The following is a 20,593-nucleotide window of genomic DNA, read 5'->3' on the forward strand; positions in this document are numbered from 1 at the left end:
CCGGGCGGGTCCCGCGGCCGCCGATTCGCTGACGGCGGACGGATAACCGGGTGAGACCCGCGGTGTTCGCGTGGCACCATCACGGGGAAACATCTGAGGCGTTCAGGCGTTGTCATAGATGTCACGACACGTGGCACGCACGTGGCACGTGAGAACCCAGGCATCCGAACGGAGCAACGACATAGACACTCGTGAGTCGCTGGACTTTGACCAGTTCGACGATCTGCCCGAGATCGGCGAGATGGAGCTGGCCGAGCGCCAGGCCCTGCGCCGGGTGGCGGGCCTCTCCACCGAGCTCGAGGACGTCACCGAGGTCGAATACCGCCAGCTGCGACTCGAGAGGGTCGTCCTGGTGGGCGTCTGGACCTCGGGCACGGCGGTCGACGCCGAGAACTCCCTCCTGGAGCTCAAGCTCCTGGCCGAGACGGCGGGCTCGCAGGTGCTGGAAGGACTGATCCAGCGCCGGCAGAAGCCCGACACGGCGACCTACATCGGCTCGGGCAAGGCCCAGGAGCTGGCCGACATCGTCGCGGCCACCGGCGCCGACACCGTGATCTGCGACGGTGAGCTGAGCCCCGGCCAGCTGCGCCAGCTGGAGGAGGTCGTCAAGGTCAAGGTCATCGACCGGACCATGCTGATCCTCGACATCTTCGCCCAGCACGCCAAGAGCAGGGAGGGCAAGGCCCAGGTCGAGCTCGCCCAGCTCAACTACCTGCTGCCGAGGCTGCGCGGCTGGGGTGGCAACCTGTCCCGCCAGGTCGGCGGCCGGGCCGCGGGCGGCGTCGGCATCGGCGGGCGCGGTCCCGGTGAGACCAAGATCGAGCTGGACCGCCGCCGCATCCGCGAGCGGATGGCCAAGCTGCGCCGCCAGATCGCGGGGATGACCACCGCGCGCGAGACCAAGCGCGCCCGGCGCCAGCAGCGCGAGGTCCCCGCCGTGGCCATCGCCGGCTACACCAACGCGGGCAAGTCCTCGCTGCTGAACCGGCTGACCGGTGCGGGCGTGCTCGTGGAGGACGCGCTCTTCGCCACCCTGGACCCGACGGTCCGCAAGGCCTACACCCCGGACGGGCGGCTGTTCACGCTCGCCGACACCGTCGGATTCGTCCGGCACCTGCCGCACCAGCTGGTGGAGGCGTTCCGCTCCACGCTGGAGGAGGTCGGCGACGCCGACCTGATCCTGCACGTGGTCGACGGCTCGCACCCCGACCCGCAGGCGCAGATCGCCGCCGTGCGGGAGGTGATCGCCGAGATCGAGGACGCCCGCGGCATCCCGGAGATCGTGGTCGTCAACAAGTCCGACGCCGCCGACCCGGTGGCGCTGGCCCAGCTGGCGGCCCAGGAGAAGCACACCGTCGTCGTCTCGGCCCGCACCGGCGCCGGGATCGACGAGCTGCGGGCCGTGATCGAGCGCGAACTGCCGCGCTTCGACCGGGAGATCCGCATGCTCGTGCCGTACCAGCGGGGCGACCTGGTCTCCCGGGCGCACCAGGAGGGCGAGGTCATCGACCTCGAGCACACCGAGGAGGGCACGGTCCTGCACGCCAGGGTCAGGCCTTCCCTCTACGCGGAGCTGGAGAGGACGGCCAAGCCGGTCGAGACCGTCTGATCCGGCCCGCCGTACTCCCGCCGGCCGCCGTGCCGGTGCCGCCCTCCGGGCGCGCATCGGCACGGCGGTCTTTCGTTTCCAACACTAGAAGTGTGGAGCGCCTCCGCTCAATGCGCGGGCTTGCGAGAAGGCCTCTTCCTGGGAAGAACTATCCCCTCCAAAAATCGGTCAAATGGTCATAATAGAGACAGTAGCCGGTCAAGGCCCAGGTTGCTACCATGGGGCAAACCTGACGAGATGTTAGGGCGCAGGTCTGTTTGTCGCCCGGTGTTGCAGGTGGGGAAGACGTGATCTGAGCTGCGGAAACGTCATCAATGTCCGTTGTGGTCGCGGGGCCGGTGAGCCGGTGGTGATTTCGGCGAATCGGTGTTCTTCTCAATTAGCCTGTACATCAGGCCAAACTGTGAAATAACGTAACTGAACCGAACCGCCGGATCATGAATCCGGTGGCACTGTCGCCGCACCCGAGAGCGGATGAGAGCAGGAGACCCCCGAATGTCGTCCGGACCCGGAGCGGACCCGGCGGGCGCGACGCCCGGCACCGGGCCGGTTCCCGCACCGTCTGCGGTGACGCCCCTCGCTCCGGTGCACTTCCCTGCGCACAAGGCGGTGATGCGATGACGGTCCGCCTCCTGACCAACATCGGCCGGCTCTGGACCGGCAACGACGTCTGCAGCAACGCCGCGATCCTCGTGCACAACGATCGCATCGCCTGGGTCGGCCGCGCCGCCGACCTGCCACAGAGCGTGCCCGGCGTGGTGGACGACATCGTCGACGTCGACCACGTCGAGAACCTCGGCGGTGCGCTCGTCACGCCCGGCCTGATCGACGCCCACACCCACCCCGTCTACGCCGGCAACCGGTACGCCGAGCTGGCCATGCGCTCCGGCGGCTCCACCCCGTCCGCGATCACCGCCGCCGGCGGGGGCATCGGCTCCACCGTCACGGTGACCCGCGGGACCGACCCGTGGACCCTCTGCAACGGCGTGCGCGAGCGGCTGCGCTCCTGGCTGCTCGGCGGCACCACCACGGTCGAGGCCAAGACCGGCTACCACCTCACCCGGGACGGCGAGCTGGCCGACGTGCGGCTCCTGCGCGAGCTCGAGAAGGAACCGATGATGCCGCGCGTGCACGTCACCTTCCTCGCCGCGCACGTCGTCCCGCCGGAGTACTTCGGCCGGCAGCGCGACTACGTCGAGGCCGTGGGCGCCTGGTGCGCCGACGCCGCCGCGGCGGGCGCCGACAGCGTGGACGTCTACTGCGACGAGGGTCACTTCACCACCGAGGAGGCCCGCTGGGTGCTGGCCTCCGGCCGCAGCGTCGGCCTGCTGCCCCGCGTCCACGCCGGCGCCTACAGCCGCCGCGGCGCCGTGCAGCTCGCCGCCGAGCTCGGGTGCGCCTCCGCCGACCTGCTCCACCACACCTCCGACGAGGACATCGCGATCCTCGCCCGCTACGGCGTCCCCGCCGTGCTCTGTCCCGGCACCGCGCTCCAGAGCGGCAGCCCGCCGCCCGTCCGGCGCATGCTGGCCCAGGGGGTCACCGTGGCCCTCGGCAGCGACCACAACCCCGGCCACTGCGGCATCACCTCGATGTCCCTGGTGGTCAGCCTCGCCGTGGCGGCCTTCGGCATGAGCGTCGGCGACGCCCTGCGCGCGGCCACCCTGGGCGGGGCCACCGCCCTCGGGGCTCCCGACCGGGGCGTCCTGGCCCCGGGCCGCCTGGCCGACATCGTGCAGTGGGACGCCGACCACGAGGGGGCCTTCGCCTGGGCGTTCGGCCTCAAGCCGCGCCGTGTCTGGCGCGGCGGCACCCCCGTCCAGTAGCACTCCGGGGCCCGGCTCCGCTCCCGAATACGTGATCTTGACGGAGGATAACCTTCTGGACATGTCGTCACCGGTCGCCGTCGTCACCGACTCCACCGCGTACCTTCCGCTCCAGGAGGCCACGAGGCTGGGGATCACCGTGGTGCCGCTCCAGGTGGTCATCGGAGGCCGGGCCTACGACGAGATGGCGCAGGCCGACCGGGCGGAGCTGCACCGGGCCTTCCGGGAGCGGTCCCCGATCACGACCTCGCGGCCCGCGCCCCGGCGCTTCACCGACGCCTACGCCGCCGCGGCGGCCGCCGGCGCGCGGGCCGTGGTCTCCGTGCACCTGTCCGGGGAGATGTCGGGCACCGTCGAGGCCGCCAGGGCGGGCGCCGACGACGCGCCGATCCCGGTGGAGGTCATCGACAGCGGGTCCGTCGCCATGGGGCTCGCCTTCCCGGTCCTCGCCGCCGCCGAGGCGGCGGCGCACGGGGGAGACCGCGCCGCCGTGGCCGGAGCCGCCCGGCGCCGCATGACGGCAACCCGCACCTTCTTCTACCTCGACACCCTGGAGTACCTGCGCAGGGGAGGCCGGATCGGCACGGCGGCGAGCTGGCTCGGATCCGCCCTGGCGATCAAGCCGCTGCTGCACATCGACGGCGGTGTGATCGCGCCGCTGGAGAAGGTGCGCACCTCCACCCGGGCCATCGCCCGCCTCGAGGACCTCGCGGTCCAGGCCGCGGGCACCGGCCCGGTCGAGGTGGCCGTCCAGCACATCTCCTCTCCTTCCCGTGCCGAGGCACTGGCGGAGCGCCTGGCCCGGCGCCTTCCCGAGGCCGTCCGGGTGATGGCGGTCGAGGTGGGCGCGGTCATCGGCGCCCATTCGGGGCCGGGCATGCTCGGGGTGACGGTCTCCCCCGTCCCGGCCTGATCCGCGCGTTCTTCCGGACGGGGCAGCGGCAGGGCGTGGGTGCGGGCGTGGTCGCGGACGCGGGTTCGGGCGTGGGTTCGGGCGTGGGTGCGGCGCGAGGACTTCTCCACAGGGCGCGGGCCGTCCCGGTGGCCGTCCACAGAACGCGGTCCGACCGGCGGGCGGGCGGTGGCGCCGCCCTAGCGTTCCGGACGTGCGTGCAGATGAGGTCACCGAGCGCTTCCGGGCGGAGTCGCGGCTGCGGACGCTGACGGCGCCCGGGCCCTCCTCCGCGCAGGCGGGTCCGGGGGCGCGCGACGAGCTTTCCCCGGAGGCCGCCGCGGTCTCCGCGGGCTCCAGCGGACACACCGGCCCCACGAGCCCCATGGACCCCGCCAAACACAACGGCCCCTCCGGCCCCTCCGCCCCCTCCGGTCTCACGGGGTGTACGGCTCCCGCAGGCCCCGCGGGTTTCACCGGGACGGGTCTCACGGAAGTGGGGCGCACCGGGCGCACGGCTCCCGCGCAGGTACCGTCCTCATTCGCCGCCCTCCGCGCGGCCGTCGCCGCCCACGGCCCGGCTCTCGACCCCGGCCGCCCCGGGGTGCGCGCACTGATCCTGGTCGCTCTGGCCGCGGTCATCGCCGGAGGGGTCTACGCCTGGAGGTCCCAGCCGGAGCCCGAGCTCCTCGCGCCGCCCGCGCCGGTCTCCGGCCCTCCCGCCACGGAGACGGCCCCGCCCCGCCCGCATTCCTCGGCGGGCACCGGGGTCACCGTCCACGTCACAGGGAAGGTCCGCAGGCCGGGTGTCTTCACGCTTCCCGGCGGCTCCCGGGTCACCGACGCGGTCAGCGCCGCCGGAGGAGTGCGCAAGGGGGCCTCCTCCGATCCGCTCAACCTCGCCCGCAGGCTCGTCGACGGGGAGCAGATCGTCATCGGCGGTCCACGCGGAGGACCCGCCGCCACCGCCGTGCTTCCGGCGCCGGCCGGTCCCGCCGATCCCACCGCGACGCTCATCGACCTCAACGCCGCCACCGCGGAGCAGCTGGAGGAGCTTCCGGGGGTCGGGGAGGTGCTCGCCCGCCGGATCACCGAATACCGCGACGGGCACGGGGGCTTCCGGAGCGTCGAACAGCTCCGCGAGGTGAGCGGCATCGGCGAGAAGAAGTACGCCGAGATGAAGGACAGGGTGCGCGTATGACGACGGACCACCGTCCTGGCCCCCGCAGGTTCCTTCCGGGACCTCTCGCGCGCTCCGCGGCGGCCGTCCGCGCTCTCGCAGTCCGCGGCGTGTGCGCCGCCCATGCCGTCGTCGGCACCGCGTCCCCTGCCTCCGCCTCCGCCGGGACGCCCCACGGCGGCGGGTCCGCGGGTCCGGCCTGTTCCCCGCATCCGGTCCTCGACCGGCGGCGGGGGACCGGTGGACGGGTGTCCGGGGCCCGGACGGGTTCTCCGTACTCCCTCCGGCTGGTCCTGCCCGCCCTCGCCTCCTGGGCGGCAGCCCTCGTCCTGCTGGGCTGCCCACCCTGGGCCGGTGCCGCGGTGGCGGCCGCCGCGGTCGCCGGCGTGGTCCCCGCCGTGTCGCGGGCCCGCCGCTCCAGGGTGCGCCCGGGACCGCATCCGGGACCGCGCCGGGGACCGGCGGCCACTTCTCCGGCCTGGGGAAACGTGGCCGTCGCGGTGCTCGCCTGCGTGGCGGCGACGGCCGCGACGGTGGCCTTCCGGGTCCACGCGACAGGCACGGGGCCGGTGGCCGGGCTGGTGCGGGAAGGGGCCTCGGCGACGGTGGAGGCCGTGCTGACGGACGACCCCCGCAGGCTGCGGCAGCGGACGCCGGCGTTCCTGGAAGAGAGCTTCGCCGTGCCGGCCAGGGCCGAGGCGGTCACGACGAGGGCGGGCAGGACGCGGGTCCGGGTCCCGGTGGTGCTGCTCGCCTCAGGACAGGAATGGGCCTCCCTGCTGCCCAGCCAGCGGGTCGAGGTCCGGGGCCGGTTCCGTTCCGCGGAGCCGGGAGAGCTGCTCGCGGCGGTGGTCCTCGTCCGGGAGCCGCCCCGGGTCCTGGACGGGCCGTCACGGGTGCAGAGCGTGGCGGGCGTCTTCAGGGCGGGCCTCCGGCGGGCCGCCGACGTGCTGCCGGAGGCGCAGCGCGGCCTGCTGCCCGGCCTGGTCGCCGGCGACGTGTCCCGCATGGACGAGCAGGTCGAGGCCGACTTCAGGGAGGCGGGGCTCAGCCATCTCACCGCGGTCAGCGGTGCCAATCTCGCGGTCGTGGCAGGGGCGGCCGTGGCACTGGCACGGCTGGCCGGGCTGCCGCTCGCCGGTCGGGCGGCGCTGGCGGTCTGCGCGATGCTCGCCTTCGCGGTCATCGCACGGCCGTCGCCCAGCGTGCTCCGCGCGCTCCTCATGGGGACCGTCGCCGCTCTGGCGCTCGGCACGGGCCGTTCCCGCGACGGTGTCGCGGCCCTGTCGGTGACCGTCCTCGGGCTGATCCTGTTCGACCCCGCTCTCGCCCGCTCGTACGGCTTCGCCCTGTCGGTGTGCGCCACGGGGGGCATCCTGGTGCTCGCCCCGCGCTGGCGCGACCGCATGGCCGGGCACCGGCCCACCGGTCCCCCCACCGGGCGCTCGGACCGCCGGCTCCACACCGGACTCCCCTGCGGATCCTCTGCCGGGGCCTCCGGCGGGCGTCCGCCCCGGCGGCTCCCGCGCTGGCTCGCGGAGGCGATCGCCGTGCCCGCGGCGGCGCAGGCCGCGGTCACCCCGGTCCTGGTGCTCATGTCGGGCCAGCTCTCGCCGGTCTCCGTCCCGGCGAACCTCCTGGCGGGTCCGGCCGTCGCCCCCGCGACCCTGCTCGGTTTCGCCGCCGCGCTGGTCGCGCCCGTGCTGATGCCGGTCGCCCGGTCGCTGGTGCGCCCCGCGGGCCTGGCGACCGGGTGGATCATCGAGGTGGCGGAGCACGCCGCCGGTCTTCCCCTGGCGGTGGTCCCCTGGCCGGCGGGCCTGCCCGGCCTGGTCCTCCTGGCCGTCGTCACGCCGGTGGCCGTCCTGGCGCTGCGGCACCGGAGGACGAGGTGGATCATCGGTGCCGTGGCGGCGGGGGCGCTCACGGCGGCCGTGCTCGTGGTTCCGGCCGTCGCCCGCTGGCCGCCGGAGCACTGGCTGCTGGTGGCGTGCGACGTCGGTCAGGGAGACGCGCTGCTGGTCACGGCGGGGCGGGGCCGGGCGGTGGTCGTCGACGCGGGCCCCGACCCGGTGCCGGTGGACCGCTGCCTGCGGGCCATGGAGATAGAGGAGGTGCCGCTGGTCGTCCTGACCCATCCGCACTTCGACCACGTCGGAGGACTGGACGGCGTCTTCCGCGGACGGCGGGTGGGCGCCGTGCTGCTCGGCCCGGGGGCGGAGGGGAAGGAGACCGCCCGGCTCCGGAGCGACCTCGCCCGCCGCGGGGTCGCCCGGTGGACGGCCCGGCCGGGCACGGCCTGGCGATTCGGGCCATCCCTGCTCACGGTCCTCGGCCCGCCGGACGAGGCGGCGCCCGTCGGCGGGGGAGGAGAGGGAGCGGAGATCAACAACGCCAGTGTCGTGGTGCACGTGCGCTGGGCGGCCGGGACGGCGCTGCTCAGCGGCGACATGGAGACCGAGGCGCAGGAGGAGCTGCTCCGCCGGGGCTTCCCGCCCGCGGACGTCCTCAAGGTCGCCCATCACGGTGCGCGCAGGCAGCATCCCGGGTTCCTCGCGGCGGTCGGGGCACGGGCGGCGCTGATCAGCGTCGGCGCGGACAACGGCTACGGCCATCCCGCCGTCGCGACCCTCGCCCGGCTGAACCGGCTCGGTATGCGGATCCACCGCACGGACCTCTCGGGTGACCTGGCGGTGGTGGCCCGAGAAGGCGGCCTGGCGGTCGTCTCGCGGGGCCGCTGACGCTCGGGCTCGCGAAGGCGCTGGGAAACGATCAGAAAGGGCACCTGCGGCCGAGAGGGGCGTCGGGGGCGGGGAAGGGCCTAGCTGGAAGGCCGTTGAAGGCGGAGGCCCGGCTGGGAGGGCGATGAAAGGTCCGGGAGGACCCGGGGCTCGACGGCGAGGGGATCCGGAGGCCCCGGGAGGACCTGGGGCTCGGTGGTGGGGATCCGGAAGGGCGGGTGGGCCGGGGCGGGGCCTGGGGGGAGGGCCCCGAGACGGAGGCCTCAGGCCGACGTCTTGACCGGACGGCGGAACTCCGTGTTCACGTCGGCGGCATAGACCGAGCGCTTGCACCGCGCGCAGCGATACATGATGGGGCCCTCGTCAAGGACCGTGCCGCAGCGCGGGCAGGTGTGACGGCGAATGGTGGACGTCATCATGCTTCTCACCTCCTCTGTCCTTCCTGATACTGCCCCGGAACGCCTGCAGTGCGATTGCGAATGGCTTGCTGATTGCGATTCGGTCGCCGTCACGTGGCATGCTGCTCGGCATGGCGGCAAGCGATCCTGCACTCGTGACCCTGGTGACCGGCGACGAGGAGCTCCTGGCCGATCGCGCGGTGGGCGAGGTGGTCGCGGCGGTCCGGGCGGCGGATCCGGCCGCCGAGGTCGTCGACCTGGTCGGCGGGAAGGTGGAGCCGGGCGAGTTGACCCGGTTGACCGCGCCCTCACTGTTCGGTGACCGGTCGGTGGTGGTCATCCGCTCGGCACAGGACCTGACGAAGGACGCCGTCGCCGAGGTCGTCTCCTACACGGCCGATCCGTCCGAGGAGGCCGTGCTGGTCCTCGTCCATCCGGGAGGCGTCAAGGGCAAGGCCCTGGTCGACGGGGTGAAGAAGGCCGGGGCCCGGGTGGTCACCGTCAGCAAGCTGACCAAGCCCGCCGAACGGCTCGCCTTCGTCAGGGCCGAGCTGAAGCGCGCGGGGCGGACCGTCAGCGGTGAGGCGGCCGGTGCCCTGCTCGAGGCGGTCGGCAACGACCTGCGCGAGCTGGCCGCCGCGTGCAGCCAGCTCGCCTCCGACACCCCGGGCAAGGTCATCGACGAGGCCGCCGTGGCCCGGTACCACCGGGGCCGGGCCGAGGTCAGCGGGTTCACCGTGGCGGACTCGGCGATCGCGGGCCGTCTGGGGGACGCGCTCGAGCAGGTGCGCTGGGCCCTGGCCACCGGGACGGCCCCCGTGCTGCTGGTGAGCGCGCTCGGCCGGGGACTGCGCATGCTGGCCAAGGTGAGCGGGGCCCCGCGCAACCTCCGGGGAGGGCAGCTCGCCGCCCATCTCGGCATGCCCCCCTGGCAGGTCGGCCGGGTCCAGGAGCAGCTGGGAGGGTGGGGCCCGGACGGCATCGCACGGGCGCTGCAGGCCGTCGCCGCAGCGGACGAGCAGGTCAAGGGAGGCGGAGCGGACCCCGCCTACGCGCTGGAGCGGGCCATCCAGACCATCGTGGCCAGCCGTACCGGCCGTTAGGAGGGGCGCCGCTCCCCGCCCGGAGGCCGGGTCCGGGACCGGCCTCCGTCTGCCGGCGGACCCGGGGACCTTCACGGCTTGAGCGAGCCGACCCGGTGGGCGGACCGGACCCGGAGGCTCCGGGCGGGCCGGTGGGCGCGCCCGGCGTCCCGCCCGGTCGCGTCCCTGCTGGTCGTGTTCCTGCCGGTCGCGTCCCGATTGTCCGCGTCCCGGCCGGCTGGTTCCGGAGTGCTCACACTCGGTCCGGCGGGTCCTGCCGTTTCCGGACGGGCCGTCTCCGGACGGAGTCGCCGGGGCGGCGGGAGCTGGCCCAGGACGGTGGCGGCGAGGGCCACCGCGAAGCCGCCCAGCTGGAGCGGGCTGAGCGTCTGCCCCAGGACGGCCCAGCCGAGCAGGGCCGCGGTGAGCGGGCTCAGGGCGCCGAGCAGGGAGACCTGGAGCGCGGGCAGCCGCCCGACCCCCCGGAACCAGAGCGTGTAGGCGGCGGCCGTGCCGACGAGTCCCAGCCACAGGTAGCCGCCCGCGGCCACCGCTCCGACGGCGGGGAAGGGGCCTTCCACGGCGAACGCGAGCGGGGCGATCACCAGGCCGCCCGCGGTGAGCTGCCAGCCGGTGAGGGCCAGATCGCCGACCCCCGCGGGCTTGCCCCAGGCCCGGGTGAGGACGAGCCCGGCGGCCATCCCGGCGGCGCCCACCAGACCTGCGGTGATTCCGAGCGGGTCGAGGGCGGCGCCGGACCTCAGCACGACGAGCGCCACTCCCGTGGTGGCGGCGACGCCTGCGAGGACCCGGTGGAGCGGGACCGTCTCGTGGAGCACGGCGCGGGTGAGGCCGGCGACGATGAGCGGCTGGACGGAGCCCAGCACGGCGGCGACGCCGCCGGGCAGCCGGTAGGCGGCCAGGAAGAGCAGCGGGAAGAACATCCCGATGTTCAGGGTGCCCAGGACCGCGGCCCGCCACCACCAGCCGCCCCGGGGGATCGTGCGGGTCGCGGCGACCAGCAGCAGCCCAGCGGGGAGGGCACGGAGCAGCGCGGTGAGCAGCGGGCGGTCGGGCGGCAGGAACTCGGTGGTCACCAGGTAGGTGCTGCCCCAGACGACGGGGGCGAAGGCGGTGGCGGCGACCAGGGACGGACGCGGAGCGGACATGCGGGCCTCCATTCGGCTTAGCACTAATTAACTTAGCACTAAGTTATTTACCGTCAAGCTAAGATGGCGGCATGACAGAGGACCCGGTCGACCGGATCGTGGAGCAGTGGCGGCGGGAGCGGCCCGACCTGGACGCGACACCGATGGGCGTCTTCGGGCGGATCTACCGGATCGCCCGGCTCATGGGCGACCGCATGGAGGCGGTCTACGGGCGCTACGGCATCGGCCGGGGCGAGTTCGACGTGCTGGCCTCGCTCCGCCGTGCGGGCGAGCCGTACACGCTGTCTCCCAAGGCCATGACCGCCACGCTCATGTTGACCTCGGGCGGGATGACAGGCCGGCTGGACCGGCTGGAGCGTGCGGGCCTGGTCACCCGCACCCCCGACCCGGATGACCGCCGGGCGCTGCGGGTCGCCCTCACCGCCCGGGGGCTCCAGGTCATCGACGAGGCGGTGGCCGCCGGGCTGGGCCCGCAGCACGAGGCGCTGGCCGCCCTGCCGGACGGGGACCGCGAGCGCCTGACCGGCCTGCTCCGGGACCTGCTCGCCGCTCTGGAGTGATCCGGGAGCGCCGCCGTGAGATGCGGGAACGCCGAAGCGCCGCGCCCCCTGCGGGGACGCGGCGCTTCGGTGAAGAACCGGGGTTACTTGGCGGCCGTCAGGGCGGCGACGCGCTGGGCGATCGCCGACTTGCGGTTGGCGGCCTGGTTCTTGTGGATGACGCCCTTGCTGGCGGCCTTGTCCAGCTGACGGGCGGCGGCGCGCTGGAGCGCGACGGCCTCGTCGACGTTGCCCTGCTCGGCGGCCTCGCGGAACTTGCGGATCGCCGTCTTCAGGGACGACTTGACAGCCTTGTTGCGCAGCCGGGCCTTCTCGTTCTGCCGGTTGCGCTTGATCTGGGACTTGATGTTCGCCACGAAGAAGCCTCGGTGATGATGTCGTCGGATGGGGCGCGCGGGCAGAGAGGGCGCGCCACACGCAGTTGGACAGGCTACCAACTGCCCAGGCGGTCGCTCAAATCGACGCGCTGGGCAGAGGAATGCTCGAATATTGTACCGGGTTGACCTCAGGGCCGGTGCCAGAATCCGGTGTACTCGGTCCAGTCCTCCTCGATGGCCGCGAAGTCGACGTACAGGGCCAGCCCGAACCGCTCACGCGGCCTCCCGTGCCGGCTCAGCGCCAGCCGGGCGCCCTCGGCCGCCGTGGCGACGCTCTCGGCGGAGTCGCCCCAGGGGACGTTGTGGTCGTGGTAGGCGGGGGCGCCCAGCAGCAGGGTCTTGCCCTCCGGTACGAGGCGCAGGGCCAGCTCGCCCTGCTGTACGACATGGCCGCCGTAGAGCGAGCCGAGCGGCATCCCCGAGTCGTAGGTCATGATCGCCACCTGGTCGGTGCGGGCCACGACCTCGCGGAAGTACTCCTGCGACCAGTACTTGTCGTGCCCGATGGCCGCCCGGGCGAGCGGGAGCAGGCCGGGCACCGGCTCGAGCTGCGGGGTCGAGGTCGAGAGCGGGCCGCCGGCGACGAGCGGGCGGGTCCGCTCCAGCAGGTCGAGGAAGCCGGGATCGCCGCTGGTGACCGGCTCGAAGTTGTAGTGCACGCCGTCGAAACCGAGGGCCATGACGTCCCGCACGCCGTCGAGCACGCGCTGCCGGGCGGCCGGGTCGGCGAGGTCGAGGCCGTGGTCGACCTTCTGGCCGAGCCAGGGGGAGACGCGGACCCCGGGCAGTTCGGCCCGCCACCACCTCAGGAAGTCCTCCGCGTTCGCATACCTGTCCGCCCGGAGCGTCCCGTCGAACTCGAACGGCCCCGAGTGGACGTAGACGTCCCTGATCCCGGTCTCGCGCAGCCGTACGGCCAGCGCCCTCACGTCGGCCTCGGTCCGGCGCCCGTCCACCCAGGCGTGCCCGAGCCAGAGGGCGTCGTGGCCGGAGCTCCTCGCCCAGGACTCGGGGGCGCCGGCGAACTGGAACCAGAAGAAGGCCGCGACCATCGCCGGGAGCGCGACGAGGAGGGCCGCCACGCCCGCGAGCACGCGCAGGCAGCGCCGTACCGTGATCCGCTTCATCATCCGGACATGTGATCGTGCCCCGCCCTCCCCCGTCAACGGGCGCACCGGACGTCCCCGGCGCCCCGGACATCACGGATGTCCTGGACATCACCGATGTCCAGGAGGTCCAGGGCGGGCCGGCGCGTGTGGGCCGACCCAGGTGAGCGGGGGCGGGGGCGGGGCGCGGAGTCGCGAGCGGGTGAGAGCGTGGATCTGGAGGCGGAACCGGAGGCGGAACCGGGGGCGGAGGCGGAACCGGGGGCGGAGGCGGAACCGGAGGCGGAGGCGGGGTGCGGAGGCGGCGCGGCCCTGCGGTCCCGCGGTTCTCCCCGTCGGGACGAAGTCACCGGCCCTCTCGCTAGACTTGCTGGGAAGATGGCTGGATTTGCCAGCCCCAGATCATCATCAATCCATCGAAACGGACACCGGTGCGTAACCAGCCTGGCCAGACCGATCCCGCGGTGATCCGCAACTTCTGCATCATCGCGCACATCGACCACGGCAAGTCGACGCTTGCCGACCGCATGCTGCAGATCACCGGCGTGGTCGACGACCGTTCCATGCGGGCCCAGTACCTCGACCGGATGGACATCGAGCGCGAGCGCGGCATCACGATCAAGTCGCAGGCGGTCCGGCTGCCGTGGAAGGTCGGCGAGACCGACTACGTCCTCAACATGATCGACACCCCGGGGCACGTCGACTTCACCTACGAGGTCTCCCGGTCGCTGCAGGCGTGCGAGGGCGCGATCCTGCTGGTCGACGCCGCGCAGGGGATCGAGGCCCAGACGCTGGCCAACCTCTACCTGGCGATGAACGCCGACCTGACGATCATCCCGGTGCTCAACAAGATCGACCTGCCGGCGGCCCAGCCGGAGAAGTACGCCGCCGAGCTCGCCCACCTCATCGGCTGCGAGCCGGAGGACGTGCTGAAGGTCTCCGGCAAGACCGGCGTCGGCGTGCGCGAGCTCCTCGACCACGTGGTCGCGAACATCCCCGCCCCGGTCGGCGAGGCCGACTCGCCGGCCCGCGCGCTGATCTTCGACTCGGTCTACGACACCTACCGCGGCGTGGTCACCTACGTCCGGGTCATGGACGGGCACCTGGGCAAGCGCGAGCGCATCCTGATGATGTCCACCGGCGCAGCCCACGAGACGCTGGAGATCGGCGTCATCTCCCCGGAGCCGAAGGTCGCGGACAAGGGGCTCGGCGTCGGCGAGGTGGGTTATCTGATCACCGGTGTGAAAGACGTGCGCCAGTCGCGCGTCGGCGACACGGTGACCTCCGTGGCCAAGAGCGCGACCGAGCCGCTCGGCGGCTACGAGCACCCCAAGCCGATGGTCTTCTCCGGGCTGTACCCGATCGACGGCGACGACTACCCGGAGCTGCGCGAGGCCCTGGACAAGCTCCAGCTCAACGACGCCGCCCTGGTCTACGAGCCGGAGACCTCCGCGGCGCTGGGCTTCGGCTTCCGCTGCGGCTTCCTCGGCCTGCTCCACATGGAGATCGTCCGCGAGCGCCTGGAGCGGGAGTTCAACCTCTCGCTCATCTCCACCGCGCCCAACGTGGTCTACCGGGTGATCATGGAGGACGGCAAGGAGGTCGTCGTCACCAACCCGTCGGAGTTCCCCACGGGCAAGGTGGACAAGGTCTTCGAGCCGGTGACGAAGGCGACCGTGCTGGTCCCGTCGGAGTTCATCGGCGCCATCATGGAGCTCTGCCAGAACCGCCGCGGCGCGCTGCAGGGCATGGACTACCTGTCCGAGGACCGGGTCGAGATCCGCTACACCATGCCGCTCGGCGAGATCATCTTCGACTTCTTCGACCAGCTCAAGTCCCGCACGCGCGGCTACGCCTCGCTCGACTACGAGCCGCACGGCGAGCAGGAGGCCGACCTGGTCAAGGTCGACATCCTGCTCCAGGGCGAGGCCGTCGACGCCTTCAGCGCCATCGTGCACAAGGACAAGGCGTACGGCTACGGCGTCGAGATGGCCAAGAAGCTCCGCGAGCTCATCCCGCGGCAGCAGTTCGAGGTGCCGATCCAGGCGGCCATCGGCGCCCGGGTCATCGCCCGCGAGAACATCCGCGCCATCCGCAAGGACGTCCTCGCCAAGTGCTACGGCGGTGACATCTCCCGTAAGCGCAAGCTGCTGGAGAAGCAGAAGGAAGGCAAGAAGCGGATGAAGATGGTCGGCCGGGTGGAGGTCCCCCAGGAGGCCTTCGTCGCCGCGCTGTCCACCGAGTCCTCCGTGGACAAGGCCAAGAAGTAGTCCCGCAGGGCGAGGCCGAGGGGCGGGCGCCGACCGGCGCCCGCCCCTCGGGCGCTACGCCCTCTACGCCCTCTACGCCGCGGATCCGGGGCGCCCGCCGGTTCAGGGCGCTCCCGGGCAGGGGTCCGTCCGTGGACTCGGGATGCTCCCGGGCCCGGATCCGGGCCCGTCCGCGGCGGTCCCGGTACGGGGTCCCGCGGGGGCGGCGCGGGACCCCGCGGGGCGTCAGCGCAGGATCCGGTGGAGCGCCGAGGTCAGCGAGCCCTTGTCGTCGTCCTGGTCGAGGGACCACATCATCGAGCCGCCGAGGCCCTTGAGCCGGATGTAGAGGGCCTTCTGGGTCACCGTCGCCGGGTCGTCGTAGGACCAGAACTCGTTGCCGTCGTAGAGCCACATGGTTCCGGTGCGCAGGTCCCGGTAGCGCTTGCCGGGCTTGTTCACCAGCTCCTTGTAGTCCTCGGTGCCGGCGGCCCACTTGCCCTGGGCGGGACCGGTGCTGGTGCCGTACAGGCCGTTCCTGCCGCCCTTGACGCCCGTCCAGCCCTGGCCGTAGGCCGGGATGCCGACCACGATCTTCCTGGCCGGGGCGCCGCGCGACAGGTAGTCGCGGACGGTCTGGTCCACGCTGTAGGTGAACTGGTGGGGATCGCGCCTGTCGGTGAACAGGTTGCCGTTGTGGCCGGTGACCTGCTCCCACGAGCCCTGCAGGTCGTAACCCTGGATGTTGCCGAAGGTCAGGTTCCGGAAGACCTCGCGGACCTCGAAGCCCGCGTCGATCTTCGCCGCGGAGGCGGGAAGGTAGGCGGTGATCTCGCTCTTGCGGTCGAACTCGTCCATCTGGCGGCGGAGTTCGGCGACGAACAGCGTGAAGTTCCGCTTGTCCTCGGGCCGGATCACATTGCCATCGGCGCCGGAGGACCCGGGCCACTCCCAGTCGAGGTCGATGCCGTCGAAGACGCCGGCGCCGGTCCCGGCGGGCAGATCGGGCAGGTTGCCCCTGAGCCAGAGGTCGATGCAGGAGGCGGCCAGCTTGCTGCGGCCCTCGGCGGTGAGGACCGCGTCGGAGAAGTACTTCGAGCCGCTCCAGCCGCCGAGCGAGATCAGCGCCTTGAGACCGGGATGCTTGGCCTTGAGCTCCTTGATCTGGTTCAGGTTGCCCTTGAGAGGCTGGTCGGCGGTGTCGGCGACGCCGTCCACGCTCTTGTCGGAGTCCAGTCCCATCTGCCAGTCGGCCCACGGGTCGGCGGACACGCAGTGGCCGTCCTGGCTGACGTTGCCGAAGGCGTAGTTGAGATGGGTCAGCTTGGCGGCGGCGCCGCTGGTGTCGAGGTCCTTGACGTAGAACTGGCGGCCGTAGACGCCCCACTGGATGAAGTAGCCGACCCGCTTGAAGCGGTCGCCGTGGCCGGTCCGGGTCTCGGCGTGGGCGGCGGCGGGGACGGCCGCGGCGGCGAGGCCGGCGGCGAGCGCCGCCGCGGCCATCGGCCGGAGGAGTCTCTTCACGGATTCTCCACAGAATGGTCGGGGGGATAACTTATAGGAAACTTTCCTTTAAGTTTTCCCGGATCGTAGGTCCGGCCGGTCCGCGCGTCAACGGCCCCGCGGAGGTGTGCTGCATGGCGCACTGCGCTCCGCCGCCGGCCGTCCCGGGCACCGCCCGGAGGGCGGCAGACTTGAGGGGTGCCATCCACCCTGCCCGACGGCGAGCCCGTACCGCCCTCCGGAGAGCTGCCCGCGAGCGCGCTCGACGGCCTGGGCACGCGCCCCTTCGGCTTCTACGTGCACGTGCCCTTCTGCGTGACGCGCTGCGGCTACTGCGACTTCAACACCTACACCGCGAGCGAGCTCGGCCCCGGCGCCTCGCACGCCGACTACGCCGACACCGCGATCGCGGAGGTACGGCGGGCCCGCGCCCTCCTCGGCGAGGCCGCGCCGCGGGTCGAGACCGTGTTCTTCGGCGGGGGGACCCCCACCCTGCTGCCCGCCCGCGACCTGGTGCGGATCCTCGGCGCGATCGGCGAGGAGTTCGGCCTGGCCCCGGGCGCCGAGGTGACCACCGAGGCCAACCCCGAGTCGGTCGACCCGGCCTACCTGGCGGAGCTGCGCGGCGGCGGGTTCACCCGGATGAGCTTCGGCATGCAGAGCGCCCGCGAGCACGTGCTGGCGGTGTTGGACCGCAGCCACACGCCCGGCCGCGCCGCCCGCGCGGTGCAGGAGGCCAGAGCGGAGGGGTTCGAGCACGTCAACCTGGACCTGATCTACAGCACGCCGGGGGAGAGCGACGACGACTGGCGGGCCTCGCTGGCCGCGGCGATCGAGGCCGGTCCCGACCACGTCTCGGCGTACTCGCTGATCGTGGAGGAGGGCACCCGGCTCGCCGCCCGGATCCGCCGCGGCGAGCTGCCGATGCCCGACGACGACGTGGCCGCCGACCGCTACCTCATCGCCGAGGAGATGCTCGCCGAGGCGGGGTTCGCCTGGTACGAGGTGTCGAACTGGGCGACCTCGCCCGAGGGCCGCTGCCGGCACAACCTCCTCTACTGGACCGGCGGCGACTGGTGGGGCGTCGGTCCCGGAGCGCACAGCCACGTCGGCGGCACCCGGTGGTGGAACGTCAAGCATCCGGCGGCCTACGCCGGGCGGCTCGCCTCCGGCGTCTCGCCCGCGCACGCGCGGGAGGTGCTCACGCCCTCCGACCGCGCGGTGGAGCGCCTGATGCTCGAGCTGCGGCTGGCCGGCGGGTTCCCGCTGGCGGAGATCGACCGGTCGGTCGTGATCGCCCGCGCGCTGGCCGACGGCCTGCTGGAGACCGGGCCGTTCAAGGAGGGGCAGGCGGTGCTGACGCTGCGCGGGCGCCTGCTTGCCGACGCCCTGGTGCGCGACCTCGTCAGCTGACCGGAACGGAGAAGGGCCGCCCGAGGGCGGCCCTGAGGTCCGGTCTCCGCGGATCGCGGCGGACGTCAGCTGACGAAGCGGATGGTCATCGGGTAGCGGTGATTCTCGCCGCGGTTGGCCGCCACTGCGGCGATGACCATGAAGACGAGCGAGCCGATCCAGATCAGCGGCAGCAGCAGGAAGCCGATGAGCGCGAACGCCAGCACCCAGGCGACGACGTAGGCGATCAGCAGGGTGAGCTGGAAGTTCAGCGCCTCGCCCGCCTGGTCCCGCACGTAGGGGGACTGGTCCTTCTTGACCAGGTAGATCACCAGCGGGCCGAGGAAGCCGGTCAGCAGGCCCAGCAGGTGGCAGAGCATGGCCATGGTGGTGTCGTCGCTGCCGGGGCGCGGGCCGCGGTGGCCGTAGGCGCCGTACGGGGCGGGCGCACCGTACGGGGCGCCGTACTGGGCACCGTAGGAGGCGCCGTACGGGTCGTAGCCTCCGTAGGGGGTGCCGGGGCCGGGCGCGCCGTACGGGGCGTGCGAGCCGTAGGGGTCCTTGGCGTGGGGTGCGCCGTACGGGTCGTAGGGGCCGGCCTGGCCCTGCCCGCCGGTCTGACCGTACGGCGAACCGGCCTGGCCGTACGGCGAGGACTGCGGGGAGTGGTCCTGGCCGGAGGCGCCGTACCCTCCCCCGTACCCCCCGCCGTGGCCCTGCCCCGGCAGGCCGTACGGCCCGCTCGGCTGCGTCGCGCCGTGGTCTCCGGTCCCGGGGTGGGAGCCGGCGGGATTCTCGCTCATGGACCCTCCTGATGGGTCGTGAAGTGATCAGCCGGTCTCGTCGGCGGCCGTCACGAAGTCGATCAGTTCCTCGACCCGGCCGAGCAGCTCCGGCTCCAGGTCGGCGTATGTGGTGACCGCCCCGAGGATCCGCCGCCAGGCGTCGCCCGGCGCGAGGTCCCAGCCCAGGGCGGCGATGACCCCTTCCTTCCACGGTACGCCGCGCGGCACGGACGGCCAGGCGGGGATGCCGAGCACCGCCGGCTTGACCGCCTGCCAGACGTCCACGAAGGGGTGGCCGGCGACGAGCACGTGCGGAGAGGAGATCTGTGCGGCGATCCGGCTCTCCTTCGACCCGTCGACCAGGTGGTCCACGAGCACGCCCAGGCGGCGTCCGGGGCCGGGCCCGAACTCCGCCACGATCGCGGGCAGGTCGTCGACGCCCTCGAGGTACTCCACGACCACGCCCTCCACGCGCAGGTCGTGCCCCCAGACCTTCTCCACGAGCGCGGCGTCGTGCACGCCCTCGACGTAGATCCGGCTCTCCCGGGCGACACGGGCGCGCAGCCCCTCCACCGCTATGGAGCCGGAGGCGCTGCGCCTGGGTCCCGCCGGGGCGGCGGCGGGCCGCACGAGCGTCACGGCCCTGCCCTCCAGCAGGAACGCGGCGGGCTCCAGCGGGAAGACCCGCTGCCGCCCGAACCGGTCCTCCAGGGTGACGGCCTCCTTGTCGCAGGCGACGACGGCGCCGCAGAAGCGGCCGTCGGCGTCCTCCACGACCAGGCCGTGCTCCGCGGGGACCTCGGGGATGGTCCCCCGGCCGGGCCGCCGCCAGTCGCCCGCCAGCACGTCACGTCCGTACATCGCCGCCTCCTGCGCCCTCGGCCTCGGGAACCTCAGGGACGGTAGCAAAGGCGGCGATCACGCGTCAGGGGACCGCGGGCGCTCACCACGCGCCGGCGGCGATGCGCTTGCGGGCGCGGCTCCGCTTCACCAGCACGACGATGGTCACGATGACCGCCAGCAGGAAGCCGAAGGCCGGGATCAGGACCAGCCCGGCGGTGCCGCCCACGATCGAGTCGGCGGCCAGCTCCTTGCCCACGCCGAAGCGGGCCTGGCCCTCGCCCTGGACGGCGCAGCCGATCGTGTACTCGCCCGCCTGGTCGACGCCGACCCGGAAGGCCTGCTCCCAGGCGATGCCGTCGTCGCCGGTGACGGTCGTCTGCACGGTCGGCTGCGTCAGGGCGCCCTCCGGGGTGCCCTGCTGGAAGCCGCACTCGAACCGGGTGCCCTCCTCCGCGCTGACGTAGATGGCTGGGCTCCCGGCCGGGTCCAGCTTGACCTTCACGAACTCGCCGGAGTTGAACGAGGACGTGGGCGCGGCGTCGGTGACGGTGCCGAAGATGCCGCCGATGAAGACGAGGATGCCGGCGCCGATGGAGACGAACGCCAGCAGCCAGGCGCCGACGATCCAGCCGATGCTCGGCTTCACCTTCGGGGGCGGGCCCGCCGGGACGCCGTATCCGGGCTGGCCGTAGCCGGGGGCGCCGTACGGCTGGGCGGGGGCGTGCGGGGAGGGGGTGTGACCGGGGGCGCCGAAGCCGCCTCCGGCGGAGTTTCCGAAATTGTGCGACATGCGAAGAAGTGTGAGGCTTGCCGCTTGTATTCCAGTGGCAGTTGACTTGACGACCAGGCGCTCCACGCTTGCAGGCCGCCTTATCGCACCC

17 protein-coding genes are annotated in these 20,593 nt (G+C 73.0%); 9 read left to right on the forward strand and 8 right to left on the reverse strand.

Annotation, left to right across the window (positions count from 1 at the left end):
* Window positions 1–241: 241 nt before the first annotated feature.
* The 5 genes from hflX to ACFOWE_RS14120 all read left to right on the forward strand — a co-directional run bounded on the left by hflX (window position 242) and on the right by ACFOWE_RS14120 (window position 8,248).
* Entirely contained in the window at window positions 242–1,609 is a 1,368-nt protein-coding gene (gene hflX, locus ACFOWE_RS14100) for a GTPase HflX (RefSeq protein ID WP_377289114.1), read from the forward strand.
* 617 nt (window positions 1,610–2,226) lie between these two features.
* Entirely contained in the window at window positions 2,227–3,435 is a 1,209-nt protein-coding gene (gene hutI, locus ACFOWE_RS14105) for an imidazolonepropionase (protein ID WP_377287749.1), read from the forward strand.
* A 61-nt stretch (window positions 3,436–3,496) separates the two neighbouring features.
* Window positions 3,497–4,348 carry a DegV family protein gene (locus tag ACFOWE_RS14110; RefSeq protein ID WP_377287750.1) on the forward strand — a complete coding sequence of 284 codons (852 nt, stop codon included), beginning with the start codon at window positions 3,497–3,499 and terminating at the stop codon, window positions 4,346–4,348.
* Between the two features lie 193 nt (window positions 4,349–4,541).
* On the forward strand, window positions 4,542–5,528 hold the full coding sequence (locus ACFOWE_RS14115) for a helix-hairpin-helix domain-containing protein (RefSeq protein WP_377287751.1): 987 nt from the start codon (window positions 4,542–4,544) through the stop codon (window positions 5,526–5,528).
* A gap of 227 nt (window positions 5,529–5,755) precedes the next feature.
* Window positions 5,756–8,248: a ComEC/Rec2 family competence protein gene (locus ACFOWE_RS14120; protein ID WP_377287752.1), complete on the forward strand. Its 2,493-nt coding sequence runs from the start codon at window positions 5,756–5,758 to the stop codon at window positions 8,246–8,248.
* Between the two features lie 263 nt (window positions 8,249–8,511).
* Here the strand turns inward: ACFOWE_RS14120 and ACFOWE_RS14125 are convergent, their stop codons facing one another.
* On the reverse strand, window positions 8,512–8,667 hold the full coding sequence (locus tag ACFOWE_RS14125) for a hypothetical protein (RefSeq protein WP_377287753.1): 156 nt from the start codon (window positions 8,665–8,667) through the stop codon (window positions 8,512–8,514).
* A gap of 110 nt (window positions 8,668–8,777) precedes the next feature.
* Here ACFOWE_RS14125 and holA point away from each other — a divergent pair, with 110 nt between their 5' ends.
* The gene (holA, locus tag ACFOWE_RS14130) at window positions 8,778–9,749 is read left to right on the forward strand and encodes a DNA polymerase III subunit delta (protein ID WP_377287754.1); all 972 of its coding nucleotides are present in this window, start codon (window positions 8,778–8,780) and stop codon (window positions 9,747–9,749) included.
* Window positions 9,750–9,820: 71 nt separating this feature from the next.
* Here holA and ACFOWE_RS14135 read toward each other — a convergent pair whose 3' ends face one another.
* Entirely contained in the window at window positions 9,821–10,897 is a 1,077-nt protein-coding gene (locus tag ACFOWE_RS14135; protein ID WP_377287755.1) for an EamA family transporter, read from the reverse strand.
* A 71-nt stretch (window positions 10,898–10,968) separates the two neighbouring features.
* On the opposite strand from ACFOWE_RS14135, the gene ACFOWE_RS14140 reads away from it, so the two are divergent.
* Window positions 10,969–11,457, forward strand: coding sequence for a MarR family winged helix-turn-helix transcriptional regulator (locus tag ACFOWE_RS14140; protein ID WP_377287756.1), 489 nt, complete (start codon window positions 10,969–10,971; stop codon window positions 11,455–11,457).
* Between the two features lie 83 nt (window positions 11,458–11,540).
* On the opposite strand, the gene rpsT is transcribed toward ACFOWE_RS14140, so the two are convergent.
* On the reverse strand, window positions 11,541–11,813 hold the full coding sequence (rpsT, locus tag ACFOWE_RS14145) for a 30S ribosomal protein S20 (protein WP_377287757.1): 273 nt from the start codon (window positions 11,811–11,813) through the stop codon (window positions 11,541–11,543).
* 149 nt (window positions 11,814–11,962) lie between these two features.
* A complete protein-coding gene (locus ACFOWE_RS14150; RefSeq protein WP_377287758.1) occupies window positions 11,963–12,964 on the reverse strand; it encodes a hypothetical protein in 1,002 nt (333 codons plus the stop codon).
* A 407-nt stretch (window positions 12,965–13,371) separates the two neighbouring features.
* On the opposite strand from ACFOWE_RS14150, the gene lepA reads away from it, so the two are divergent.
* Entirely contained in the window at window positions 13,372–15,210 is a 1,839-nt protein-coding gene (gene lepA / locus ACFOWE_RS14155; RefSeq protein WP_377287759.1) for a translation elongation factor 4, read from the forward strand.
* 225 nt (window positions 15,211–15,435) lie between these two features.
* Here lepA and ACFOWE_RS14160 read toward each other — a convergent pair whose 3' ends face one another.
* A complete protein-coding gene (locus ACFOWE_RS14160) occupies window positions 15,436–16,713 on the reverse strand; it encodes a glycoside hydrolase family 18 protein (RefSeq protein WP_377287760.1) in 1,278 nt (425 codons plus the stop codon).
* A 177-nt stretch (window positions 16,714–16,890) separates the two neighbouring features.
* Between ACFOWE_RS14160 and hemW the strand changes: the two genes are divergently transcribed.
* Window positions 16,891–18,105: a radical SAM family heme chaperone HemW gene (gene hemW, locus ACFOWE_RS14165; protein ID WP_377287761.1), complete on the forward strand. Its 1,215-nt coding sequence runs from the start codon at window positions 16,891–16,893 to the stop codon at window positions 18,103–18,105.
* A gap of 65 nt (window positions 18,106–18,170) precedes the next feature.
* On the opposite strand, the gene ACFOWE_RS14170 is transcribed toward hemW, so the two are convergent.
* The 3 genes from ACFOWE_RS14170 to ACFOWE_RS14180 form a co-directional block, all read right to left on the reverse strand.
* Window positions 18,171–18,887: a DUF4870 domain-containing protein gene (locus tag ACFOWE_RS14170; protein ID WP_377287762.1), complete on the reverse strand. Its 717-nt coding sequence runs from the start codon at window positions 18,885–18,887 to the stop codon at window positions 18,171–18,173.
* Between the two features lie 27 nt (window positions 18,888–18,914).
* Window positions 18,915–19,730, reverse strand: a complete 816-nt coding sequence (locus ACFOWE_RS14175; protein WP_377287763.1) for a DUF3097 domain-containing protein — start codon at window positions 19,728–19,730, stop codon at window positions 18,915–18,917.
* Between the two features lie 82 nt (window positions 19,731–19,812).
* Window positions 19,813–20,502 (reverse strand): hypothetical protein, encoded by a 690-nt coding sequence (locus ACFOWE_RS14180; protein WP_377287764.1) that lies wholly within the window; start codon window positions 20,500–20,502, stop codon window positions 19,813–19,815.
* Window positions 20,503–20,593: the final 91 nt, after the last annotated feature.

The organism is Planomonospora corallina, assembly GCF_042650625.1.
GTDB classification, from domain to species: domain Bacteria; phylum Actinomycetota; class Actinomycetes; order Streptosporangiales; family Streptosporangiaceae; genus Planomonospora_B; species Planomonospora_B corallina.